Source organism: Cobetia marina (genome assembly GCF_001720485.1).
In the GTDB taxonomy this organism is placed as follows: domain Bacteria; phylum Pseudomonadota; class Gammaproteobacteria; order Pseudomonadales; family Halomonadaceae; genus Cobetia; species Cobetia marina.
Window position 1 is genome coordinate 3,122,505 of sequence record NZ_CP017114.1, and the last position, 19,591, is coordinate 3,142,095.

At 63.1% G+C, this 19,591-nt stretch carries 16 protein-coding genes; 4 read left to right on the forward strand and 12 right to left on the reverse strand.

The genetic code is table 11. The annotated features are described in order from the left end of the window. The first annotated feature begins 236 nt into the window (after positions 1 to 236). The 3 genes from BFX80_RS13140 to BFX80_RS13150 all read left to right on the forward strand — a co-directional run bounded on the left by BFX80_RS13140 (position 237) and on the right by BFX80_RS13150 (position 3,290). Positions 237 to 1,298 carry an agmatine deiminase family protein gene (locus BFX80_RS13140; RefSeq protein WP_084209144.1) on the forward strand — a complete coding sequence of 354 codons (1,062 nt, stop codon included), beginning with the start codon at positions 237 to 239 and terminating at the stop codon, positions 1,296 to 1,298. Beyond that, positions 1,298 to 2,218 carry a carbon-nitrogen hydrolase gene (locus tag BFX80_RS13145; RefSeq protein WP_077372028.1) on the forward strand — a complete coding sequence of 307 codons (921 nt, stop codon included), beginning with the start codon at positions 1,298 to 1,300 and terminating at the stop codon, positions 2,216 to 2,218. Before BFX80_RS13140 ends, BFX80_RS13145 begins: the two co-directional genes overlap by 1 nt. A gap of 202 nt (positions 2,219 to 2,420) precedes the next feature. Beyond that, positions 2,421 to 3,290: a DNA replication terminus site-binding protein gene (locus BFX80_RS13150; RefSeq protein ID WP_084209145.1), complete on the forward strand. Its 870-nt coding sequence runs from the start codon at positions 2,421 to 2,423 to the stop codon at positions 3,288 to 3,290. A gap of 49 nt (positions 3,291 to 3,339) precedes the next feature. Here BFX80_RS13150 and BFX80_RS13155 read toward each other — a convergent pair whose 3' ends face one another. From BFX80_RS13155 to BFX80_RS13205, 11 genes are all read right to left on the reverse strand, one after another. Further along, entirely contained in the window at positions 3,340 to 3,705 is a 366-nt protein-coding gene (locus BFX80_RS13155; RefSeq protein ID WP_084209146.1) for a YrhK family protein, read from the reverse strand. 116 nt (positions 3,706 to 3,821) lie between these two features. Then, on the reverse strand, positions 3,822 to 5,213 hold the full coding sequence (sthA, locus tag BFX80_RS13160; RefSeq protein ID WP_077372019.1) for a Si-specific NAD(P)(+) transhydrogenase: 1,392 nt from the start codon (positions 5,211 to 5,213) through the stop codon (positions 3,822 to 3,824). 131 nt (positions 5,214 to 5,344) lie between these two features. Beyond that, on the reverse strand, positions 5,345 to 5,596 hold the full coding sequence (nqrM, locus tag BFX80_RS13165; protein WP_077372016.1) for a (Na+)-NQR maturation NqrM: 252 nt from the start codon (positions 5,594 to 5,596) through the stop codon (positions 5,345 to 5,347). Positions 5,597 to 5,779: 183 nt separating this feature from the next. Continuing rightward, positions 5,780 to 6,853: an FAD:protein FMN transferase gene (locus BFX80_RS13170; RefSeq protein ID WP_240499576.1), complete on the reverse strand. Its 1,074-nt coding sequence runs from the start codon at positions 6,851 to 6,853 to the stop codon at positions 5,780 to 5,782. A gap of 3 nt (positions 6,854 to 6,856) precedes the next feature. Further along, a complete protein-coding gene (nqrF, locus tag BFX80_RS13175; protein WP_077372013.1) occupies positions 6,857 to 8,089 on the reverse strand; it encodes an NADH:ubiquinone reductase (Na(+)-transporting) subunit F in 1,233 nt (410 codons plus the stop codon). 25 nt (positions 8,090 to 8,114) lie between these two features. After that, a complete protein-coding gene (gene nqrE / locus BFX80_RS13180) occupies positions 8,115 to 8,735 on the reverse strand; it encodes an NADH:ubiquinone reductase (Na(+)-transporting) subunit E (protein ID WP_084209147.1) in 621 nt (206 codons plus the stop codon). Between the two features lies 1 nt (position 8,736). Continuing rightward, complete coding sequence (locus BFX80_RS13185; RefSeq protein ID WP_077372008.1) at positions 8,737 to 9,405, reverse strand: NADH:ubiquinone reductase (Na(+)-transporting) subunit D; 669 nt, start codon at positions 9,403 to 9,405, stop codon at positions 8,737 to 8,739. 2 nt (positions 9,406 to 9,407) lie between these two features. Continuing rightward, the gene (locus BFX80_RS13190; RefSeq protein WP_077372005.1) at positions 9,408 to 10,190 is read right to left on the reverse strand and encodes a Na(+)-translocating NADH-quinone reductase subunit C; all 783 of its coding nucleotides are present in this window, start codon (positions 10,188 to 10,190) and stop codon (positions 9,408 to 9,410) included. Position 10,191: 1 nt separating this feature from the next. Further along, complete coding sequence (locus BFX80_RS13195; protein WP_077372002.1) at positions 10,192 to 11,424, reverse strand: NADH:ubiquinone reductase (Na(+)-transporting) subunit B; 1,233 nt, start codon at positions 11,422 to 11,424, stop codon at positions 10,192 to 10,194. Continuing rightward, complete coding sequence (locus BFX80_RS13200) at positions 11,424 to 12,773, reverse strand: Na(+)-translocating NADH-quinone reductase subunit A (protein WP_084209148.1); 1,350 nt, start codon at positions 12,771 to 12,773, stop codon at positions 11,424 to 11,426. The genes BFX80_RS13195 and BFX80_RS13200 overlap by 1 nt, the downstream gene beginning before the upstream one ends. A gap of 341 nt (positions 12,774 to 13,114) precedes the next feature. Next, positions 13,115 to 14,563: a glyceraldehyde-3-phosphate dehydrogenase gene (locus BFX80_RS13205; RefSeq protein ID WP_084209149.1), complete on the reverse strand. Its 1,449-nt coding sequence runs from the start codon at positions 14,561 to 14,563 to the stop codon at positions 13,115 to 13,117. Positions 14,564 to 15,111: 548 nt separating this feature from the next. Here BFX80_RS13205 and mfd point away from each other — a divergent pair. Then, positions 15,112 to 18,639, forward strand: coding sequence for a transcription-repair coupling factor (mfd, locus tag BFX80_RS13210; protein WP_084209150.1), 3,528 nt, complete (start codon positions 15,112 to 15,114; stop codon positions 18,637 to 18,639). 116 nt (positions 18,640 to 18,755) lie between these two features. Here mfd and BFX80_RS13215 read toward each other — a convergent pair whose 3' ends face one another. After that, entirely contained in the window at positions 18,756 to 19,493 is a 738-nt protein-coding gene (locus BFX80_RS13215; protein WP_077371990.1) for an S-methyl-5'-thioinosine phosphorylase, read from the reverse strand. Positions 19,494 to 19,591 lie beyond the last annotated feature (98 nt).

Below are 19,591 nucleotides of genomic sequence, written 5' to 3' on the forward strand. Positions count from 1 at the left end.
CGATTCCTTGGGTCAGGGTCGCGGGCCATGATACGCATTCCGCAGGCTCGGCGCATGGGGCCACAATCGCGCCCAGTTTGCCAGCCCTCGCATGAGAACAGCATGAACCGCCAGTCTCGAGTGTCTGGCCATATGACGCACGCAGGGGCTAGCGTCGACGCATGGCTCTGCTATCATCGCGCGCCGAGTCCGCGGTATCGCGGCATTACCGTCACTTCTTCATCAGGGAGATGCCCATGGCCACCCGTCTGCTTGCCGAATGGCACCCGCAGGATGCCATCCAGCTCAGCTGGCCCAGCCCCCACAGCGACTGGAACGAGATGCTCGAGAGCATCGAAGCCACCTGCGAGGCCATGGTGATCGCCATCAGCCGGTATCAGCACGTGCTGATCAGCGTCAGTGACGAGGCCACCCGCGAGCGCCTCACGTCACGCTTCGCCGGTTTCGGCGTGCCGGCCGAGCGTCTGCATCTGCATGTGGCGCCGCTGGATGACACCTGGACGCGTGACCACGGCCCCATCACCGTCGAACGTGATGGCCAGCCGGTACTGCTCGACTACACCTTCACCGGCTGGGGCGGCAAGTTCGAAGCCGCCCGTGACAACGCCCTGACCCGAGCGCTGGCCGCTCAAGGGGTCTATGCAAGCCCGGTGGAAAGTCGCGATTTCATTCTGGAAGGCGGCGGTATCGAGACGGATGGCCTGGGGACGCTGTTGACCACCGAGGCCTGCCTGCTCAACGACAATCGCAATGCCGGGCTGAGCCGCGAGCAGGTCGAGGCACAGCTCACGGCCGATTTCGGTGTCTCACGCATCCTGTGGCTGGCCAATGGCCATCTGGAAGGCGATGACACCGACAGTCATGTCGACACCCTGGCGCGCTTCTGCGACCCGCGTACCATCGCCTACGTGCGTTGCGATGATCGCGACGACCCGCACTACCCGGCGCTCAAGGCGATGGAAGCCGAGCTGGAAGACATGCTGGATGCCAATGGCGATCCGTACTTCCTGGTACCGCTGCCATGGCCAGAGGCCTGCTTCGATCCCGAAGATGGCCATCGCCTGCCGGCGACCTATGCCAACTTCCTGATCATCAACGGCGCGGTGCTGGTGCCGACCTATGCCGATCGTCACGACATGATCGCGCTCAAGGCCCTGGCGGGCGCCTTCCCGGGACGTGACATCATCCCGGTCGACTGCCGCGCCGTGATTCGCCAGCATGGCAGTCTGCACTGCATGACCATGCAACTGCCCAAGGGCACCCTGGCCACCTCGAACCTCACTCAAGGAGCACTGTGATGACCACTTCCCGCCGTACACTCAAGGTCGGTGTCGTCCAGCAGCAGGGCTGGCCCGACAAGGATACGAGCCTGGCGGCCAGCGAGGCGGCCATCCGCCGCCTGGCAGCCGGCGGTGCTGAGCTGGTGATGCTGCAGGAGCTGCATGCCAGCCACTATTTCTGCCAGACGGAAGACACCGCGATCTTCGATCTCGCCGAACCCCTCGAAGGCCCGACCACCCAGCGCCTGGCCAGTCTGGCCGCTGAACTCGGTCTGGTCATCGTCGGCTCCATCTTCGAGCGCCGCGCCGCGGGCGTATATCACAATACCGCCGTGGTGCTCGACAAGGCCGATGGCCTGGTCGGCACCTTCCGCAAGATGCACATCCCGGATGATCCCGGCTTCTACGAGAAGTTCTACTTCACGCCGGGTGATGCGCCCAGCGCACAGTCGCCGCGCCGCGGTTTCGAGCCCATCGATACCTCGGTGGGCCGCCTGGGCGTGCAGGTCTGCTGGGATCAGTGGTACCCGGAAGGCGCGCGGCTGATGGCACTGGCCGGTGCCGAGATGCTGCTCTATCCCACCGCCATCGGCTGGGACCCGCGCGATGATGAAGCCGAGCAGACGCGCCAGAAGGATGCCTGGACCCTGATCCAGCGCAGCCACGGCGTCGCCAATGGCGTGCCGGTGATCGTCGCCAATCGGGTCGGCCATGAAGCGGACCCGACGCCTGCCAGCGAAGGAATCCAGTTCTGGGGAGGCAGCTTCGTGTGCGGACCCCAGGGCGAACTGCTGGCGCATGGCGGCACCGAGCCCGAGGAGTTGCTGGTCGAGGTGGATCTGGCGCGTGGCGAGGACGTGCGCCGCATCTGGCCCTATCTGCGTGACCGCCGCATCGATGCCTATGGGGATCTCACCGAACGCTATCGCGATCGCTAGACGCAAGGTCGCGATCAGCTCCTGAGGAAGCCGCGTGTTTCTTGACGACGCTTCCCGCCCGGGAGATGCCAGCCATGCCACGAGGCGCCCTGCGGGGCGCCTCGTTTCGTATCCGCACGCTTGTCTTTCCCGCCAGGCTGCGCTAAACAGGATAACGCGATAAAAAGAGTGTATCCCTCAAGCGCCAACCAGGACGCGGACCATGCCCGAATATCAGCTGATGGCCAGAATAGAGGCGGCCTTCGATGAACAGATCAGCGCAGCCGAACAGGTCATCACTGCCGTCGCGGAGGAGAATTCGCCGCTGTGGCGGCTGGATGGCGGCCATGCCGATCTCGATTGGCTACGGCTCGCGCTGCAGGATGTGTGGTATCAGGATGGGCAGGATGGGCGTGTCACCCGCCCCTATCTGGGCGTGGTGGCGGCAGGCCCGCAGGTGATCCAGGCGGTCGGCGCCCTCAATCTGGCCAAGGAGCATCTGGCGGGACTGTTTGCCGAACTGCGTGAGGCGTATCCCGATCAACTCGCGGAGCTCAAGGCCATCCTGCCCTTCCGCCACCCCGGCCTCAACCAGCACCTGAAGGGCGATGGCCTCGCTCGTCTGCATCTGAAGCAATGCTGGCGGCGCGTACCGGTCGCGGAAGCAGCGGTGGCGCGAGTGCGTTTCGCTTGGTACAGCTCCGGACGCTCCATTCAGCGCGTCAGTGTGCCGGAGTGCGAGGCGATGCTGATGAAACTGGATACCGAGGCCGATCACGTGCGCCTGCAGCTCAGACTGCTGGCGGGCCTGCCCTCTGACGAGATACTGGCACGCATCCAGCCTCAGGCGCCGCTGATGCGCGCCAATCTCTTCTATCGTGAGCCGGTCTTGCGCGAGGATGGCGAGCTGCGCACTCGCCGCGCGATGAACGTCTCGCTACCGCTGTTCCTGCCCCACGATGACCTGCGCCTTCCGGCGCTCAACCAACCCTCACCGACCCCGCCCGCACAGCGCACACGCGCCAGACGCGGAGATGTGCGCATCGAGGACACGCCCTTTCTCAAGAGCCTGCGCGTGCATCGCTATCGCTGATCTCTAGAGCCGGAGAGCCAGTGAGACAGAGAGACTGTGAAGTCGCCTGCTAGAGATCCAGCCCTGATTCCGGCAGGCGCTTGAGGTGCATGCGGCGCGCCAGGCGGATCAACGGCTTGAGCGTCAGCTGCAGCGAGCCGATCACGAACAGCCAGATCCCCAGCGTCATCCACTCATCCCAGAAGAAGCACACGCTGCCGATGGTGAACAACAGACCCAGCACCAGCTCGTTGATGATGCTGGCCAGCTCGTAACGGCGGTGGATGACCAGCTCCTCATGCCCCAGCCTCAGGGTCAGGTCCGTGGTCGGATCATCCTGCAGCGCCCTGCGTGAATGATTGCTTGTCTGCCGAGTGTCGCTTGTCTGCGAGCTGTTTTCCTGCGTGCCGCTTTCCCCGCAATCATGCTGCTGCATGCGTCATTGCCCTCAAGGTTCGTCAATGGAAAGGTCCCTGCGAGAGCCCCGGATACGACAAGGCCTCGACACCAGAGATGTCGAGGCCTTGTGAACCGCTTTCAAGCGCAGCGTAATCAGAACAGACGATTCAGCCCGTTCATGGCAGCGACCCGATAGGCTTCCGCCATGGTCGGGTAGTTGAAGGTGGTGTTGACGAAGTACTTGAGCGTATTCGCCTCACCTTGCTGCTGCATGATGGCCTGGCCGATGTGCACGATCTCGGATGCCTGATCACCGAAGCAGTGGATGCCGAGGATTTCCAGCGTGTCGCGATGGAACAGGATCTTGAGCATGCCGACGGTGTCGCCGGTGATCTGGGCGCGTGCGGTGTCCTTGAAGAAGGCCTGCCCCACTTCGTAGGGAATGCGCGCTTCGGTCAGTTCGCTCTCGCCACGCCCCACCGAGCTGATCTCGGGGATGGTGTAGATGCCGGTCGGCACCTCATTGACGAACTTGAACTCCTCGCCCAGCAGGTTGGCCGAGGCGAAGCGGCCCTGATCATAGGCAGCAGAGGCCAGGCTCGGCCAGCCGATGACATCGCCCACGGCATAGACGTGGTCCAGCTCGGTGCGGTACTGATCATCGACCGTCAGCTGACCACGGCCATTGGCCTGCAGACCGATGTTCTCGAGCCCGAGGCTGTCGGTGTTGCCGGTGCGCCCATTGGCCCACAGGAAGGCGTCCGCACGCAGCTTCTTGCCGGACTTGAGGTGCACGACCACACCGGACTCATCGCCCTCGATGCGCTCGTATTCCTCATTGTGGCGCACCAGCACGCCGTTGTTGCGCAGGTGGTAGGACAGCGCGTCGGAAATCTCGTTGTCCAGGAACGACAACAGACGATCACGGGTATCGATCAGGTCCACCTTGACGCCCAGCCCCGAGAAGATGGAGGCGTACTCGGACCCGATGACACCGGCACCGTAGATGATCAACGTGCGCGGCGTGTGCGACAGACCCAGGATGGTATCGGAGCAATAGATACGCGGGTGGCGGAAATTGACGTCTGCCGGGCGGTAGGGGCGCGACCCGGTGGCGATCACGACCTTCTCCGCGTGCAGCTCCTCGGTCCCTTCATGGGCATCACGCACCAGCACGGTGTGCTCGTCCTTGAAGCGCGCGGTACCGAAGAACACGTCGATGCGATTGCGAGCATAGAAGCGCGTGCGCATCTCGACCTGCTGCTCGATGGTACGACGCGAACGTTCCAGCACCTTGGGGAAGGAGAACCAGCGCGGCTCACCGATGTCGCGGAACATGCGATTGGTGTTGAACTCGATGATCTGCTTGACCGCGTGACGCAGGGCCTTGGAGGGGATGGTGCCCTTGTGGGTGCAGTTGCCGCCCACGGAGGACTGGGCCTCGATCACGGCCACTCGCTTGCCATGCTTGGCCGCATTGACCGCCGCGCTCTCCCCTGCCGGACCGGTACCGATCACGACCACATCGTAGTTGTAGACTGCCATGAGACTCGCTTTGCTCCTTGGTTGTTCGTAGGCCGGCCCTGACACGCCACACTCTGCTCAGGGAGAGAATGGCATGCCAGGGCCGGCGGCTGGCCTTGCGGCCGGCGGGCTCTGAGTCATCAGAGCAGAAATCAGCGACGCGGGGCTTCGTAGGCCAGATCACTGGCCGGCTTGCCGCCGCTCTCGGCCATCAGACGCTGGCGCTCCTGCTCCTTCTCGCACTCGTCATCCTTGCCGCCACAGATGTCACAGCCATCCTTGAGCCCGAGGTTGTTGAGGCCGCCGCAGGAGCCGGCGATCGGCTTGCGCCCCATCAACACCCCGACAGCCATCGCGCCGATCAACAGCAGCATGGCGGCGAACACCAGTAACCAGATAGTCATGTCATTTCTCCCGGGGCATGGCCCCATGTTGGCCCACTGTGACCGGCCCGACTCGACCGCCACATCGGTACCCGCCCTGACGGGAGGGTGCCAATGCATCGTGAGTGGCAGGCCCGGTCAGGGGCGTGTCACGACAGGTGACAGCGGATCACGTCCTCCCCGTCTGCCTGACGGCAGACAGGCTCAGACGCTGGATTCCCCTGCGGGCTTCGTGTCGCCTGTCGCCGGCGCGTCCTTCAGATAGGGCGCGAATGCCGGACTCCAGGACTGCTTGAAGCCATCATCCGTTTTGACAATGAAATAGGCGGCAATGTTCTCGCGTCTTGCGATGGCCATTGCCTTCTCGGCGCCAAGCACGTTGAGTGCCGTGGCCCAGGCGTCCGCACTCGCACAATCTGGCGTGATGACCGTCACCGATGCCAGGGAGTGCTGAATGGGACGACCGGTACGCGGATCGATCGTGTGTGAGTAACGTACGCCGTCCTGCTCGAAATAGTTGCGGTAGTCACCGGAAGTCGCCACGGCAGCATTGCCGGGGTCGATGATCCGCTGCACGGAACGCTCGAAGGACTTCGGCGCTTCGATGGCGATACGCCACGGCTTGTGGCCGGGCTTCTCACCCTTGACGCGGATCTCGCCACCGACCTCGACCAGATAGTTCTCGATGCCATTGGCCTCGAGCACATCGGCGACTCGATCCACCCCATAGCCCTTGGCGATCCCCGACAGGTCGGCATACACCGGCTTGCGCTTGATCACCGTATTGCCATCGAGCTCCAGCGCCAGATGATCGACCTTCTCGAGCGCCTGCGCGATCTGTGCATCACTCGGTGCCTTGTCGAGACGCTCATCCGGGCCAAAGCCCCACAGATTGACGGCCGGGCCGACGGTGATGTCAAAGGCACCCTCGGAGCGCCTGCCGATATCCTGCGATTCGGCCAGCACCTGCGCCAGGCCATCCGACAGCGTGATCGGCGTATCCAGCGGTGCCTGATTGAGCTTCGAGAGCTCCGAGGTGTCCTTGTAGGTCGACATCTGCCAGTCGACCTTGTCCAGCGCCTCGACGCTCGCCTGCTTGAGTGACGCCACCTCATCGACATCCAGATCCCCTGCCACCGTGACATGGAATCCGGTGCCGAAGATGGGACCGGCGAAGCGATGCAACTCAGGGTTGCTGGAATTTTCACAGCCTGCAACCAGCAGGGCCAGCCCCATGAGGGCCGGCCCTGCCAGTCGTCTTGCGACGCGTGACATCATCGATCAACCACCGAAGTCATCGAGCAGGATGTTCTCCGGCTCCACACCCATGTCGGTCAGCATCTTGACGACGGCGGCGTTCATCATGGGCGGCCCGCACATGTAGTACTCGCAGTCCTCAGGGGCCGGGTGGTCCTTGAGGTAGTTTTCGTACAGGACATTATGGATGAAGCCCGTCGGGCCTTCCCAGTTGTCCTCAGGCTGCGGATCAGACAGCGCCAGGTGCCACTCGAAGTTCTCGTTCTCTTCGGCCAGCTGGTCGTATTCCTCGTTGTAGAACGACTCGCGCATGGAGCGCGCACCGTACCAGAACGACATCTTGCGCTTGGAATTCAGACGCTTGAGCTGATCGAAGATATGGCTGCGCATCGGCGCCATGCCGGCACCGCCACCGATGAAGACCATCTCGGCGTCGGTATCCTTGGCGAAGAACTCACCGAACGGCCCCATCACGGTCACCTTGTCACCCGGCTTCAGCGAGAAGACATAGGTGGACATCAGCCCCGGCGGATGCTGGGAATTCGGCGGCGGAGTGGCGATACGGATGTTGAACTTCAGGATGCCGTACTCTTCCGGATAGTTCGCCATGGAGTAGGCGCGGATGACCGGCTCTTCGTTCTTGTGCTGAACGTTGAACAGACCGAACTTCTCCCAGTCACCACGATACTCTTCTTCGATATCGAAGTCGGAGAACTTGATGTCGTAGGCCGGCGCTTCCAGCTGCACGTAACCGCCGGCGCGGAAGTTGACTTCCTCGCCTTCCGGCAGCTGCAGGTTCAGCTCCTTGATGAAGGTCGCGACGTTCGGGTTGGCGGTCACGGTGGTTTCCCACTTCTTCACACCGAAGATCTCTTCCGGCACTTCGATCTTCATGTCCTGCTTGACCGGGACCTGGCATGACAGGCGCCAGCCTTCCTTCTTCTCACCCATGGTGAAGTGGGATTCCTCGGTGGGCAGGATGGAGCCGCCGCCCTCCTCGATCCGACACTTGCACTGGGCACAGGAACCCCCGCCACCACAGGCGGAGGACAGGAAGATGCCATTGGCCGCCAGGGTCTGCAGCAGCTTGCCGCCGGCCTGGGTGGTCAGGGTGTTGGCGGGGTCGCCATTGATCTCGATCTGGACGTCACCGCTCGAGACCAGCTTGCTGCGTGCCGCGAGAATCACGAGCACCAGGCCGATCACGACCACGGTGAACATGACGACGCCGAGCACGATGATGGAGGTATCTACCATTTCGATTTCCTTATGCTCGGTTGCGTTACAGCTGGACGCCGGAGAAGGACATGAAGCCCAGCGACATCAGGCCAACGGTAATGAAGGTAATGCCGAGACCCTGCAGGCCAGCCGGCACGTCAGAGTACTTGAGCTTCTCGCGGATACCGGCCAGTGCGGCGATCGCCAGTGCCCAGCCGAAGCCGGCACCCACGCCATAGATCACGGACTCGCCGAAGCTGTAGTCACGCTGCACCATGAACAGGGCCGCACCGAGAATCGCGCAGTTGACCGTGATCAGCGGCAGGAACACGCCCAGCGCGTTGTAGAGCGCCGGCACGAACTTGTCGAGGAACATCTCGAGGATCTGGACGATCGCCGCGATGACGCCGATGTAGGACAGGTAACCCAGGAAGGACAGGTCGATGCTTTCCGCACCTTTCAGACCGGTCCAGGTCAGCGCGCCTTCACGCAGCAGATAGTTCAGGATCAGGTTGTTGACCGGGACGGTCACCGCCAGCACGACGATGACGGCCACGCCCAGACCGATCGCGGACTGGATCTTCTTGGACACCGCCAGGAAGGTGCACATGCCCAGGAAGAAGGCCAGCGCCATGTTCTCGACGAACACGGCCTTGATGAACAGGCTCAGGTAGTGTTCGAACATGTTACACGGCCTCCTTGATCTTGGTGTTGGCGGTAATCTTGTACTCCGCCTTCTCGACCTGCTCCGGATAGACGCTGCGCAGCACCCAGATGAACAGACCGATGACGAAGAACGCGGACGGCGGCAGCAGCATCAGACCATTCGGGATGTACCAGCCACCGTCGTTGACGGTCTGCAGGATGGTCACGCCGAACAGGGAGCCGGAACCGAACAGCTCACGCACGAAGCCGACCACCAGCAGGATCACGGTGTAGCCGAGACCGTTGCCGATACCGTCGATGAAGCTCATCGCCGGGCCATTCTGCATGGCGTAGGCTTCCGCGCGGCCCATCACGATGCAGTTGGTGATGATCAGACCGACGAAGACCGACAGCTGCTTGGAGGTCTCGAAGGCGAAGGCCTTGAGCGACTGATCGACCACGATGACCAGCGAGGCGATGATCGTCATCTGCACGATGATGCGGATGGACGACGGGATGTGATTGCGGATCAACGAGATGAACAGACTGGAGAACGCCGTCACCAGTGACACCGCGATCCCCATGATCAGGGCGGTGTTCATCGAGTTGGTCACCGCCAGCGCGGAGCAGATACCGAGGATCTGCAGCGCGATGGGGTTGTTCTTGAAGATCGGCGTCGTCAGGACACCTTTAGGAGTTTCGGCTGCCATCATTACGCTCCTTTGACGTCGCGGAACTGGGTCAGGTACTTGGCGAAGCCATTCTCACCCATCCAGAACTGCAGCAGGTTGGTCACGCCGTTGCTGGTGAGGGTAGCACCTGACAGGGCATCAACCTGGTACTTGGCATCCGGAGATGACGGATTGACACCGCCCTTCTTCAGGTGCACTTCCGGGTCCATGCTGTCTTCGGGATAGATCTTCTTGCCATCCCACTGGGCCTTCCACTTCGGGTTGTCGACTTCGCCGCCCAGCCCCGGAGTTTCCCCCTGCTGATAGAAGGACAGACCCACCACGGTGTTGCCGTCACCCTTGAGTGCCAGGTAGCCGTACATCATCGACCACAGGCCGTTGCCACGCACCGGGACGATGATCTCGTCCGGCTGCTCGACATCACCGACCAGATAGACCACCGAGTACTGCTCACGACGCTTGATGCCCGGCAGATCCTCATCACCGGACAGGGTACGTGAGGTGGCCGGGTCCTTGGACATCTTGGCCTGGTCGTACTTTTCCGGATCGATGTCGTCGACGTACTCACCGCTGTTCAGGTCGACGACCTTGGCGGTGACCTTGTCACGGAACTGCTGGCCGACATCCTCGCCCGGCTGCAGCAGCTCGGCGACCGCGAGGATGTTGCTCTTGCGGTCCAGCTCGGCATTGGTCATCTGCATCGGACGCAGCACGACCGCTGCGGTGGATACCACCACCGAGCAGACGATGCACAGCCCGAGCGCGACGCCGAGGGTCTTCTTGATGGAATTGTTGCTGGCCATGTCAGGCGGTCTCCTCGTTCGCGATGCCGGCAGCCTCGCGCTTGACGCGGCGCTTGATGTTGGCCTGCACGACGAAGTGGTCGATCAGCGGGGCGAACAGGTTGGCGAACAGGATCGCCAGCATGATGCCCTCCGGGAAGGCCGGGTTGGCGACACGGATCAACACGGTCATCACGCCGATCAGTGCACCGAAGATCAGCTTGCCCTTGTCGGTCATGGAAGCCGAGACCGGATCGGTGGCCATGAAGACCATGCCGAAGGCGAAGCCGCCGATGACCAGATGCCAGTACCACGGCATCGCGAACATGGCATTGGTGTCACTGCCGATGGCGTTGAACAGCGCCGAGGTCGCGACCATGCCCAGCAACACGCCCAGCATGATTCGCCAGGAGGCGATGCGCGTCCACAGCAGTACCGCCGCGCCGAGGAAGATGGCCAGCGTCGATACCTCACCCAACGAGCCCGGAATGAAGCCCAGGAAGGCATCGGTCCAGCTCATCTGCTGCATCAGGGCGCTCATGCCGTCCTGTGCCGCGGTGGACAGTGCGGTCGCACCGGTATAGCCGTCAGCCGGCACCCACACCGCGTCACCGGAAATGCTGGCCGGATAGGCGAAGTACAGGAAGGCACGACCGGACAGCGCCGGGTTGAGGAAGTTCTTGCCGGTACCGCCGAAGACTTCCTTGCCGATCACCACACCGAAGGTGATGCCGAGCGCGACCTGCCACAGCGGGATGGTGGCCGGCAGCGTCAGCGCGAAGAGCACGGAGGTGACGAAGAAGCCTTCGTTGACCTCGTGACCGCGACGCATCGCGAACAGCACTTCCCAGAAGCCGCCGACCGCGAAGGTCACCAGATAGATGGGCAGGAAGTAGGTGGCCCCCAGGATGAAGTTGGCCCACACGCTGCCCGCATCATGGCTGCCCGCCAGCATCATGACGATGGCTTCACGCCAGCCGCCCAATGCACTGTAACCGCCAGCGATGGCCTCGTTGGCCTGCAGACCGGCGTTGTACATGCCGAAGAACATGGCCGGGAAGGTACACATCCAGACCGTGATCATGATGCGCTTCAGGTCGATACCATCACGCACGTGCGCGGTGGTACGCGTGACACTCGCCGGCGCATAGAAAATCGTGTCCACGGCTTCGTAGAGCGCGTAGAACTTCTCGTACTTGCCACCCTTGTGGAAGTGCGGCTCCAGGTTATCCAGAGTCTGTCGAATACCCATCATCAGACCTCTTTCTCGATCGTGGTGAGGTTGTCACGCAGGATGGGACCGTACTCGTACTTGCCCGGGCACACATAGGTGCACAGTGCGAGGTCCTCTTCATCAAGCTCCAGGCAGCCAAGCTGCATGCCGGTCTCGATATCACCCACGATCAGCGAGCGCAGCAGCTGCGTCGGCAGAATGTCCAGCGGCATGACCTTCTCGTACGCCCCCACCGGCACCATGGCACGCTCGGAGCCATTGGTGGAGGTGTTGGGACGATAGTCACGCAGACCGGTCAGCTTCGACAGGTAGATACCCAGCACCGAGTGACGATTGGCACCGGTGGACAGCCAGCCCATGAAGGCACGCTTGTTGCCTTCTTCCAGCAGACTCACCTGAGTGTGATAGCGGCTGACGAAACGCAGCGCCCCTTCACAGGTCAGACCGGAGAACACGGAACCGGAGATCACACGGGTATCTTCCGGCTGCTCGACTTCCCCCTTGAGCAGTTCTTCAGTGCTCGCGCCCAGACGGGTACGCAGCAGGCGGGGCTTGGTCGCACGCGGGCCACCGACGGCGATGACACGCGTGGTGTCCAGACGCCCTTCCGCCAGCAGGGTACCGATGGCAACGACATCCTGATAACCGACATGCCAGACATGACGCTTCAGGCTGACCGGTGCGAGATGATGGATGTGCGTACCCGGCAGACCTGCCGGGTGCGGGCCCTTGAAGGACTCGCTGACCACGCCGGCCACATCGCCGCCCGGGATATCCGCGCCCGGTGCCTGGCACAGGAACACCTTGCCTTCGGTCAGACGCGTCAATGCGACGAGACCCTGACGGAACGCAACTTCCTGCCCCTTGAGCACCACGGCCGGATCTGCGGCCAGCGGGTGGGTATCGATGGCGGTGACGAAGATGGCTGCCGGGGTGGCATCCAGTGCCGGTACACGCGAGAACGGGCGGGTACGGAATGCCGTCCACAGACCGGAGTCGACCAGCTGGTCGACCACGACCTGACGCTCGAGACCGGCCAGCGCCGCCTCGCCATGCGCGGTGAATTCCACCGCTTCGCCCTGCGCATCGGTCTCGATGACCACGGACAGAAGCTTGCGCTTCTCGCCACGGTTGATCTCGACCACGGTCCCGGCAGCAGGCGCGGTGTAACGGACGCCCGGGGTCTTCTTGTCGGTGAACAGGAGTTGCCCCAGTTTCACCTTGTCCCCTTCACGGACTTCCATCGTCGGCTTCATGCCGACGTAGTCAACACCCAGGATCGCTACGCGACGAACGGGCTGCGCATCCTCGATACGCTGCTCCGGCGCCCCGGCGATGGGGAGATCCAGGCCACGTTTGACTTCGATCATAGACTCGCCCAATTGTCGGATCTGATGTTGTTCAGGAAAGATCACGCATCAATGACACGCCTCGAGGCCGACATACGGCCAGGCAACCTCGCGAGATTCGCGTTTCAGTTGATGTGAATGCTTTTCTTATCAGACGGTTGGAGGTGTAGCCCAGAGATTGGACCGGCCCAAAAAAATCCGCCTCATTATAAAGATGCGAGCCCCGAAAGACCATACGACACTAAAGTGGTGAGGGCATTCAACACGCCAACGCCCCTGCCATCGAGGATGGCAGGGGCGTTGTATTGACAGGCATTTTTTCCTCACCGTGCGTGAATCACGCCAGGGCGCGACCCATTGCCTCAGCGAGTGGGGAAATAGCTGAAACGCACGTTGGACATGTGCTGCAGGATACGCACGACCTGGCAGCTGTAACCGAACTCGTTGTCATACCACACATACACGACGGCCTGCTTGTCGGTGACGATGGTCGCCTGACCATCGACGATGCCGGAATGACGGTTGCCGACGAAGTCGGAAGAGACCACTTCACAGGAATCGACGTAGTCGATCTGCTTCTGCAGTGAAGAGTGCAGAGAGGCCGTGCGCAGGAAGTCATTCATGCGCTCGGCGTCGCTTGCGGTGTCCAGCGTCAGATTGAGAATCGCCATCGAGACGTTGGGCGTCGGCACACGGATCGCGTTGCCGGTCAGCTTGCCGGAAAGCTCCGGCAGCGCCTTGGCGACGGCCTTGGCGGCACCGGTCTCGGTCAGCACCATGTTGAGTGCCGCCGCGCGACCGCGACGGTCCCCGCTGTGGAAGTTGTCGATCAGGTTCTGGTCGTTGGTATAGGAGTGGACCGTCTCCACATGCCCCTGACTGACGCCGTATTCGTCGTGCAGCACCTTCAGTACCGGCACGATGGCGTTGGTGGTGCAGGACGCCGCGGAGATGATGCGATCATCGTCACGGATGTCGGTGTGGTTGACGCCATAGACGATGTTCTTCAGATCGCCCTTGCCCGGAGCGGTGAGCAGCACCTTGGCCACGCCCTTGCACTCGAGGTGCTGCCCAAGGCCGGCCTCGTCGCGCCACTTGCCGGTATTGTCGACCACGATGGCATTGTCGATGCCGTGCGCGGTGTAATCGATCTCGGACGGCGAGTTCGCGTAGATGATCTTGATGTAGTTGCCATTGACGATCAGCGCCGAATTCTCCTGATCGACCGTGATGCTGCCCTCGAAGGGGCCATGCACGGAATCACGACGCAGGAGGCTGGCCCGCTTCTCCAGATCCTCCTTGCTGCCACGCACCACGATGGCGCGCAGACGCAGCAGATTACCGCCACCGGCCTTCTCGATCATGATGCGCGCCAGCAGGCGGCCGATACGCCCGAAGCCATACAGGACGACATCCTTGGGATCGCCGCCCATGCCGCCTTCGACGTAGCCATCGACGATCTCGGCAAGCTCGCGTTTTAGGAAGGCAGTGATGTCCGTCTCGTCGGAGCGCTTGAAGGCCACCGCCAGCTTGCCGATATCGACATGGGCCGGCCCGAGATTCAGCTCGATCATGGCACGCACCAGCGGGAAGGTGTCCTCGACGGACAGCTCCACGCCTTCCGCCTTGCGCACCCAACGGTGGTTCTTGAGGATACGCACCATGGAGCGGTTGATCAGCGAACGCCCATAGATGGAGGGCACGACATTGAAGCGACGATAGAGGTCACCCAGCAGCGGGATCATCTGTTCGGCGAGGGCTTCATTGTCTTGCCACTGCTTGAAACAGGCTTCGAGATTCTCTTTGCTCACGGAGGAATTCCTCTGACTGGCGAACGATAGGCGAACGCGGCAAGCGAGCTTGCAGCGTCGGACAAGGCCAGCTGAGTATGCGTAACGGGGGGCGGGGTCACAATGAAAGGATGGTCGCACGGAGGGTAGTAGTGCTACAGAATCAACGATTTGACTACAAGAGCCCTTCCTGAAGCACCGTCCGGATCCCGTAGAGGATCGCCAGACAAGCTCTTGCGAGATTCCGGGCCTCGCCACCGATGAAAAGGCCACGCCTCGCCCCCATGACAGGGAATGACTTGCTATCATCAGGCGCAGGGCATTGACGACACCGCCTCGGCAGCCCCGTCACGGCAAGGGGTTGGGTCTGCGACCATCAGAGCGGGCCGTCAGAACGCCCCCTCCATGCTGGCTGCCACGAGGAGCGCCCTGCGCCGACCATTGCGCCTTCATCACCATCGCTCGCGCCGCCGCGGGCTTTCACCGTTTGGCGTGACTGGCGAGGAGCACCCCTCCCGCCGGTGAATCTTCCCGTGCGCCCAAGCCCAGGACACAAGACACCAGAGCCCATGTTCGAGACTCCGCTGACGCCCCCGTTGCCACGCTCTCCCCGTGAGACCACCTACTGGACGCTGCAGGATGGCAGCGCTGCCGCCCTGGCGCTGGCGCGCCTGGCGGACGCCGATGAAGCGCCACTGATGGTGATCACGCCGGACACCGCCAGCGCCCAGCGTCTGGAGGCGGACCTGCACTTCTATACCCGCCACCCGGAGCGCCTGCTGCCATTCCCTGACTGGGAGACACTGCCCTACGACAGTTTCTCGCCCCACCAGGACATCGTCTCGGAGCGCCTGCGCACGCTGCGCACGCTGCAGGCCAGCCGCCGCGCCATCGTGCCGGTGCCGGTCAACACCCTGATGCAGCGCCTGGCGCCGGCGGATTACATCGCCGGCCAGGTCTTCAGTCTCGCCAGGGGAGACACTCTCGACCGCGAGAATTTCCGCTCACGCCTCTCACGTGCCGGATACCGTGCGGTGGAGACCGTCTACGAGCCCGGAGAGTATGCGTTGCGCGGCGCGCTGATCGACCTGTTCCCGATGGGCAGTGAGCAACCGCTGCGAATCGATCTGTTCGATGACGAGATCGACACCCTGCGCGCCTTCGACCCCGACACCCAGCGCAGCGGCGACAAGGTCGAGGCGATCGAGATCCTGCCCGCCCACGAATATCCTCTGACGCGCAGCGCCATCGCCTGTTTCCGCGAGGGCTTCGAGACACTGTTCGATGTCGACCCCCGCCAGTGCATCCTCTACAACGATGCCATCAAGGGCATTCCCTCACCGGGGCTCGAGCAGTATCTGCCGCTGTTCTTCGAGGAGACCGCGACGCTGTTCGATCACATGGGCGACAACCTGCGGATCGCCATGCTGCCGGGAGCTCGCGAAGCGGCCGAACATCATTGGGACGCCATCACCACGCGCTACGCCAATCTCGGCGTGGACCCCACGCGCCCGCTGCTGCCGCCGCATCGCGCCTTCGTGCCGGTCAACGAACTGTTCGCGTTGATCAAGCAGCACGAGCGCATCGAACTGCTGCGCGAGCCCAATGCGCACACCATAGAATTCGGCCAGCAGGCGCTGCCCAGCCTCGCCATCGATGCACGCAGCGCCGACCCCACCCAGGCGCTAGCGAGCTTCCTCAAGCAGCGACTCAACGGCCAGAGCGCACAGCGCATCCTGTTCGTCGCCGAGACCCAGGGTCGCCGGGAAGTCGTCGAGGAGCAGCTCGCTGCGCTGCTGCGCAGCTTCGGGCTACGCAGCCTGGAGGACTTCGCGAGCTTCCAGCACTTCGTCGACAGTCCCGCCGCGGTCGGCCTGACCGTCGGCGGCCTGACGCGTGGTGCCTGGGTAGCGGGTGAGCAGACCTCCCAGGCGCCCTCCCCCGAGCGCGAAGACGCCGCCAAGGGGCTGGTCATCGTCACCGAGACCGAGCTCTATGGCGAGGTAGTCCGCCAGAGCCGTCGTCAGGCGCGTGCCACCGATGACAACGAACTGGCCGTGCGTCATCTCTCGGAGCTGCGCGAAGGCGCACCGGTGGTACACCACACCCACGGGGTCGGTCGCTACCTGGGACTCGAGACCATCGACGCCGGCGGTCAGGAAGCCGAGTTCCTCGCCCTTGAATACGCCGACGGCGCCAAGCTCTATGTGCCGGTGGACAGCCTGCATCTGATCTCACGCTATTCCGGCGCCAGCGATGAGCTGGCACCGCTGCACAAGCTGGGGTCCGAGCAGTGGGAGAAGGCCAAGCGCAAGGCGGCCGAGAAGATTCGCGACACCGCCGCCGAGCTGCTGGATGTCTATGCACGGCGCGAAGCGCGTGTCGGCCATGCCTGCGACTTCCCCGCCGAGGACTACGCCCGTTTCGCGGCCAGCTTCCCCTTCGAGGAGACACCGGACCAGGCGCAGACCATCGGCGCGGTGATCCAGGACATGTGCTCTCCTCAGCCGATGGATCGCGTGGTGTGCGGCGATGTCGGCTTCGGCAAGACCGAGGTCGCGATGCGCGCCGCCTTCCTGGCCGTCAACTCCGGACGCCAGGTGGTGGTGCTGGTACCCACCACCCTGCTGGCCCAGCAGCATTACGACAACTTCCGCGATCGCTTCGCCGACACCGCGGTGGAGATCGCCCTGCTGTCGCGCTTCACCAGCGGCAAGGGCCAGGAAACGTCACTGGAGCGCATCCGCAAGGGGCAGGCGGATATCGTGATCGGCACCCACAAGCTGCTCTCCAAGTCGCTGGAATTGCCCAACATGGGACTGCTGGTCATCGATGAGGAGCACCGCTTCGGGGTCTCCCAGAAGGAGCGACTCAAGAGCCTGCGTGCCGAAGTGGACATCCTGACCCTGACCGCCACGCCGATTCCGCGCACGCTCAACATGGCGATGAGCGGCATTCGCGACCTGTCCATCATCGCCACGCCACCGGCGCGCCGCCTGTCGGTGAAGACCTTCGTCCAGCAGCGTAACGACGGCGTGATCAAGGAAGCCATCCTGCGTGAGCTGCTGCGCGGCGGACAGGCCTACGTGCTGCACAACGAGGTCAAGACCATCGAGGAAAGCGCGGCACGCATCGCGGAACTGGTGCCGGAGGCCATCGTCGGTGTCGCCCACGGGCAGCTGCCGGAGCGTAGCCTGGAGCGGCGCATGTCGGACTTCTACCACAAGCGCTTCAACGTGCTGGTCTGCTCGACCATCATCGAGACCGGCATCGACGTCCCGAGCGCCAACACCATCATCATCGAACGCGCCGACAAGTTCGGCCTCGCGCAGCTGCACCAGCTGCGTGGGCGCGTCGGGCGCTCGCATCACCAGGCCTACGCCTACCTGCTGACCCCGCACCCCAAGGCCATGACCCGCGATGCGGTCAAGCGTCTGGAGGCAATCAGCGAATCGCATGACCTGGGGGCAGGCTTCACCCTGGCCTCCCATGACATGGAGATCCGTGGCGCAGGCGAGCTGTTGGGTGATGAGCAGTCCGGCCAGATGGAAACCATCGGCTACTCGCTGTACATGGAGATGCTGGATCGCGCCGTGAAGGCCATCAAGGCCGGCAAGACGCCCAACATCGAATCGCCGCTGGATGAGGGCGTGGAAGTCGGACTCAATCTGCCGGCGCTGATTCCGGGTGACTACCTCCACGATGTCCAGCAGCGCCTGATGATGTACAAGCGCATCAGCAACGCCGAGAACGCCAGCGATCTCCGGGAATTGCAGGTCGAGATGATCGACCGCTTCGGCCTGTTGCCGGAGCCGGTCAAGACGCTGTTCCGCCAGACCCGGCTGCGCCAGCGCGCCCAGGCACTGGGCATCGTCAAGCTGGAAGCCGGTGCCGCACGCGGTCGCATCATCTTCGGCGCCCAGACGCCTGTCGATCCCTTGACGCTGGTGACACTCATCCAGCGCCAGCCCGATGTCTACAAGCTGGAAGGTGCCGACACACTGCGCTTCACCACCGAGATGGAAGACGCCGAGGCGCGCTTCAGCTTCTGCGAATCCCTGCTTGAGCTGCTCAACGCCAAGACCCAGGCGGCCTGACGCCCCCACTCACCTCTGTGCACGTGAAAATGCGCGGAACATGAAAACGGCCTGCATCGCTGATGCAGGCCGTTTTTCTGGCAGTCAGACCGCCTCACCTCCCAGGGACAAGCGCCTCACGCATGGCGTGCCAGCAGCGCCGCCAGCAAGCGCTGCACCTGCGGCATGCCTGCCTCGATCACCGATTCCGTTCCGGCCCTCGTCGGCTCCTCCTCCCCGACCCCGGCCGCGTGACTGATCACCAGGCACAGGCTGGCGTACTCCATCTCGAGTTCCCGGGCCAGCACGGCCTCGGGCATCCCCGTCATGCCCACCAACGTATTGCCATCGCGCGCCATCAGACGAATCTCGGCCGCGGTTTCCAGTCTCGGCCCCTGCACCACGCCCAGCACTCCGCCTGCCTGGATCACCAGTCCCGCGTCAGACGCCGCCGAATGCAGCTCCTCGCGCCAGACACGGTGATACGGCCAGGCGAATGCCACATGCTGGAACGGCTTGAAACGGCCATCGAAGAACGAGCCCTCGCGCCCCGTCGTGTAATCGATCAACTGATCCGGGACCACCAGCGTGCCCGGCGCAAGCGTCGGGTCGATACCTGACACGCAGTTGACGCCAACGACGTGAGTCGCCCCGGCCTGCTTGAGCGCCCACAGGTTGGCGCGATAATTGATTCGGTGCGGCGGCATCTTGTGGGGTTGACCATGCCGCGCCAGAAACAGGATCGACCTGCCGCCGAGCCGCCCCTGCACCACCCCGCAGGACGCCGCCCCCAAGGGAGTTTCCTGACCACCCCGCTTGAGCACCTCCAGACCCGGCCAATGGCCGAACCCGGTCCCCCCGATGACTGCCAGCATCCCCTGTCTCCTCGCCACCCATGTGCAGGAATCTCTCAAGAGCCGAACGCTTCGGCCCTGAGCGAACGCTACTCCGAGCCAACCGACAACGACAAGCA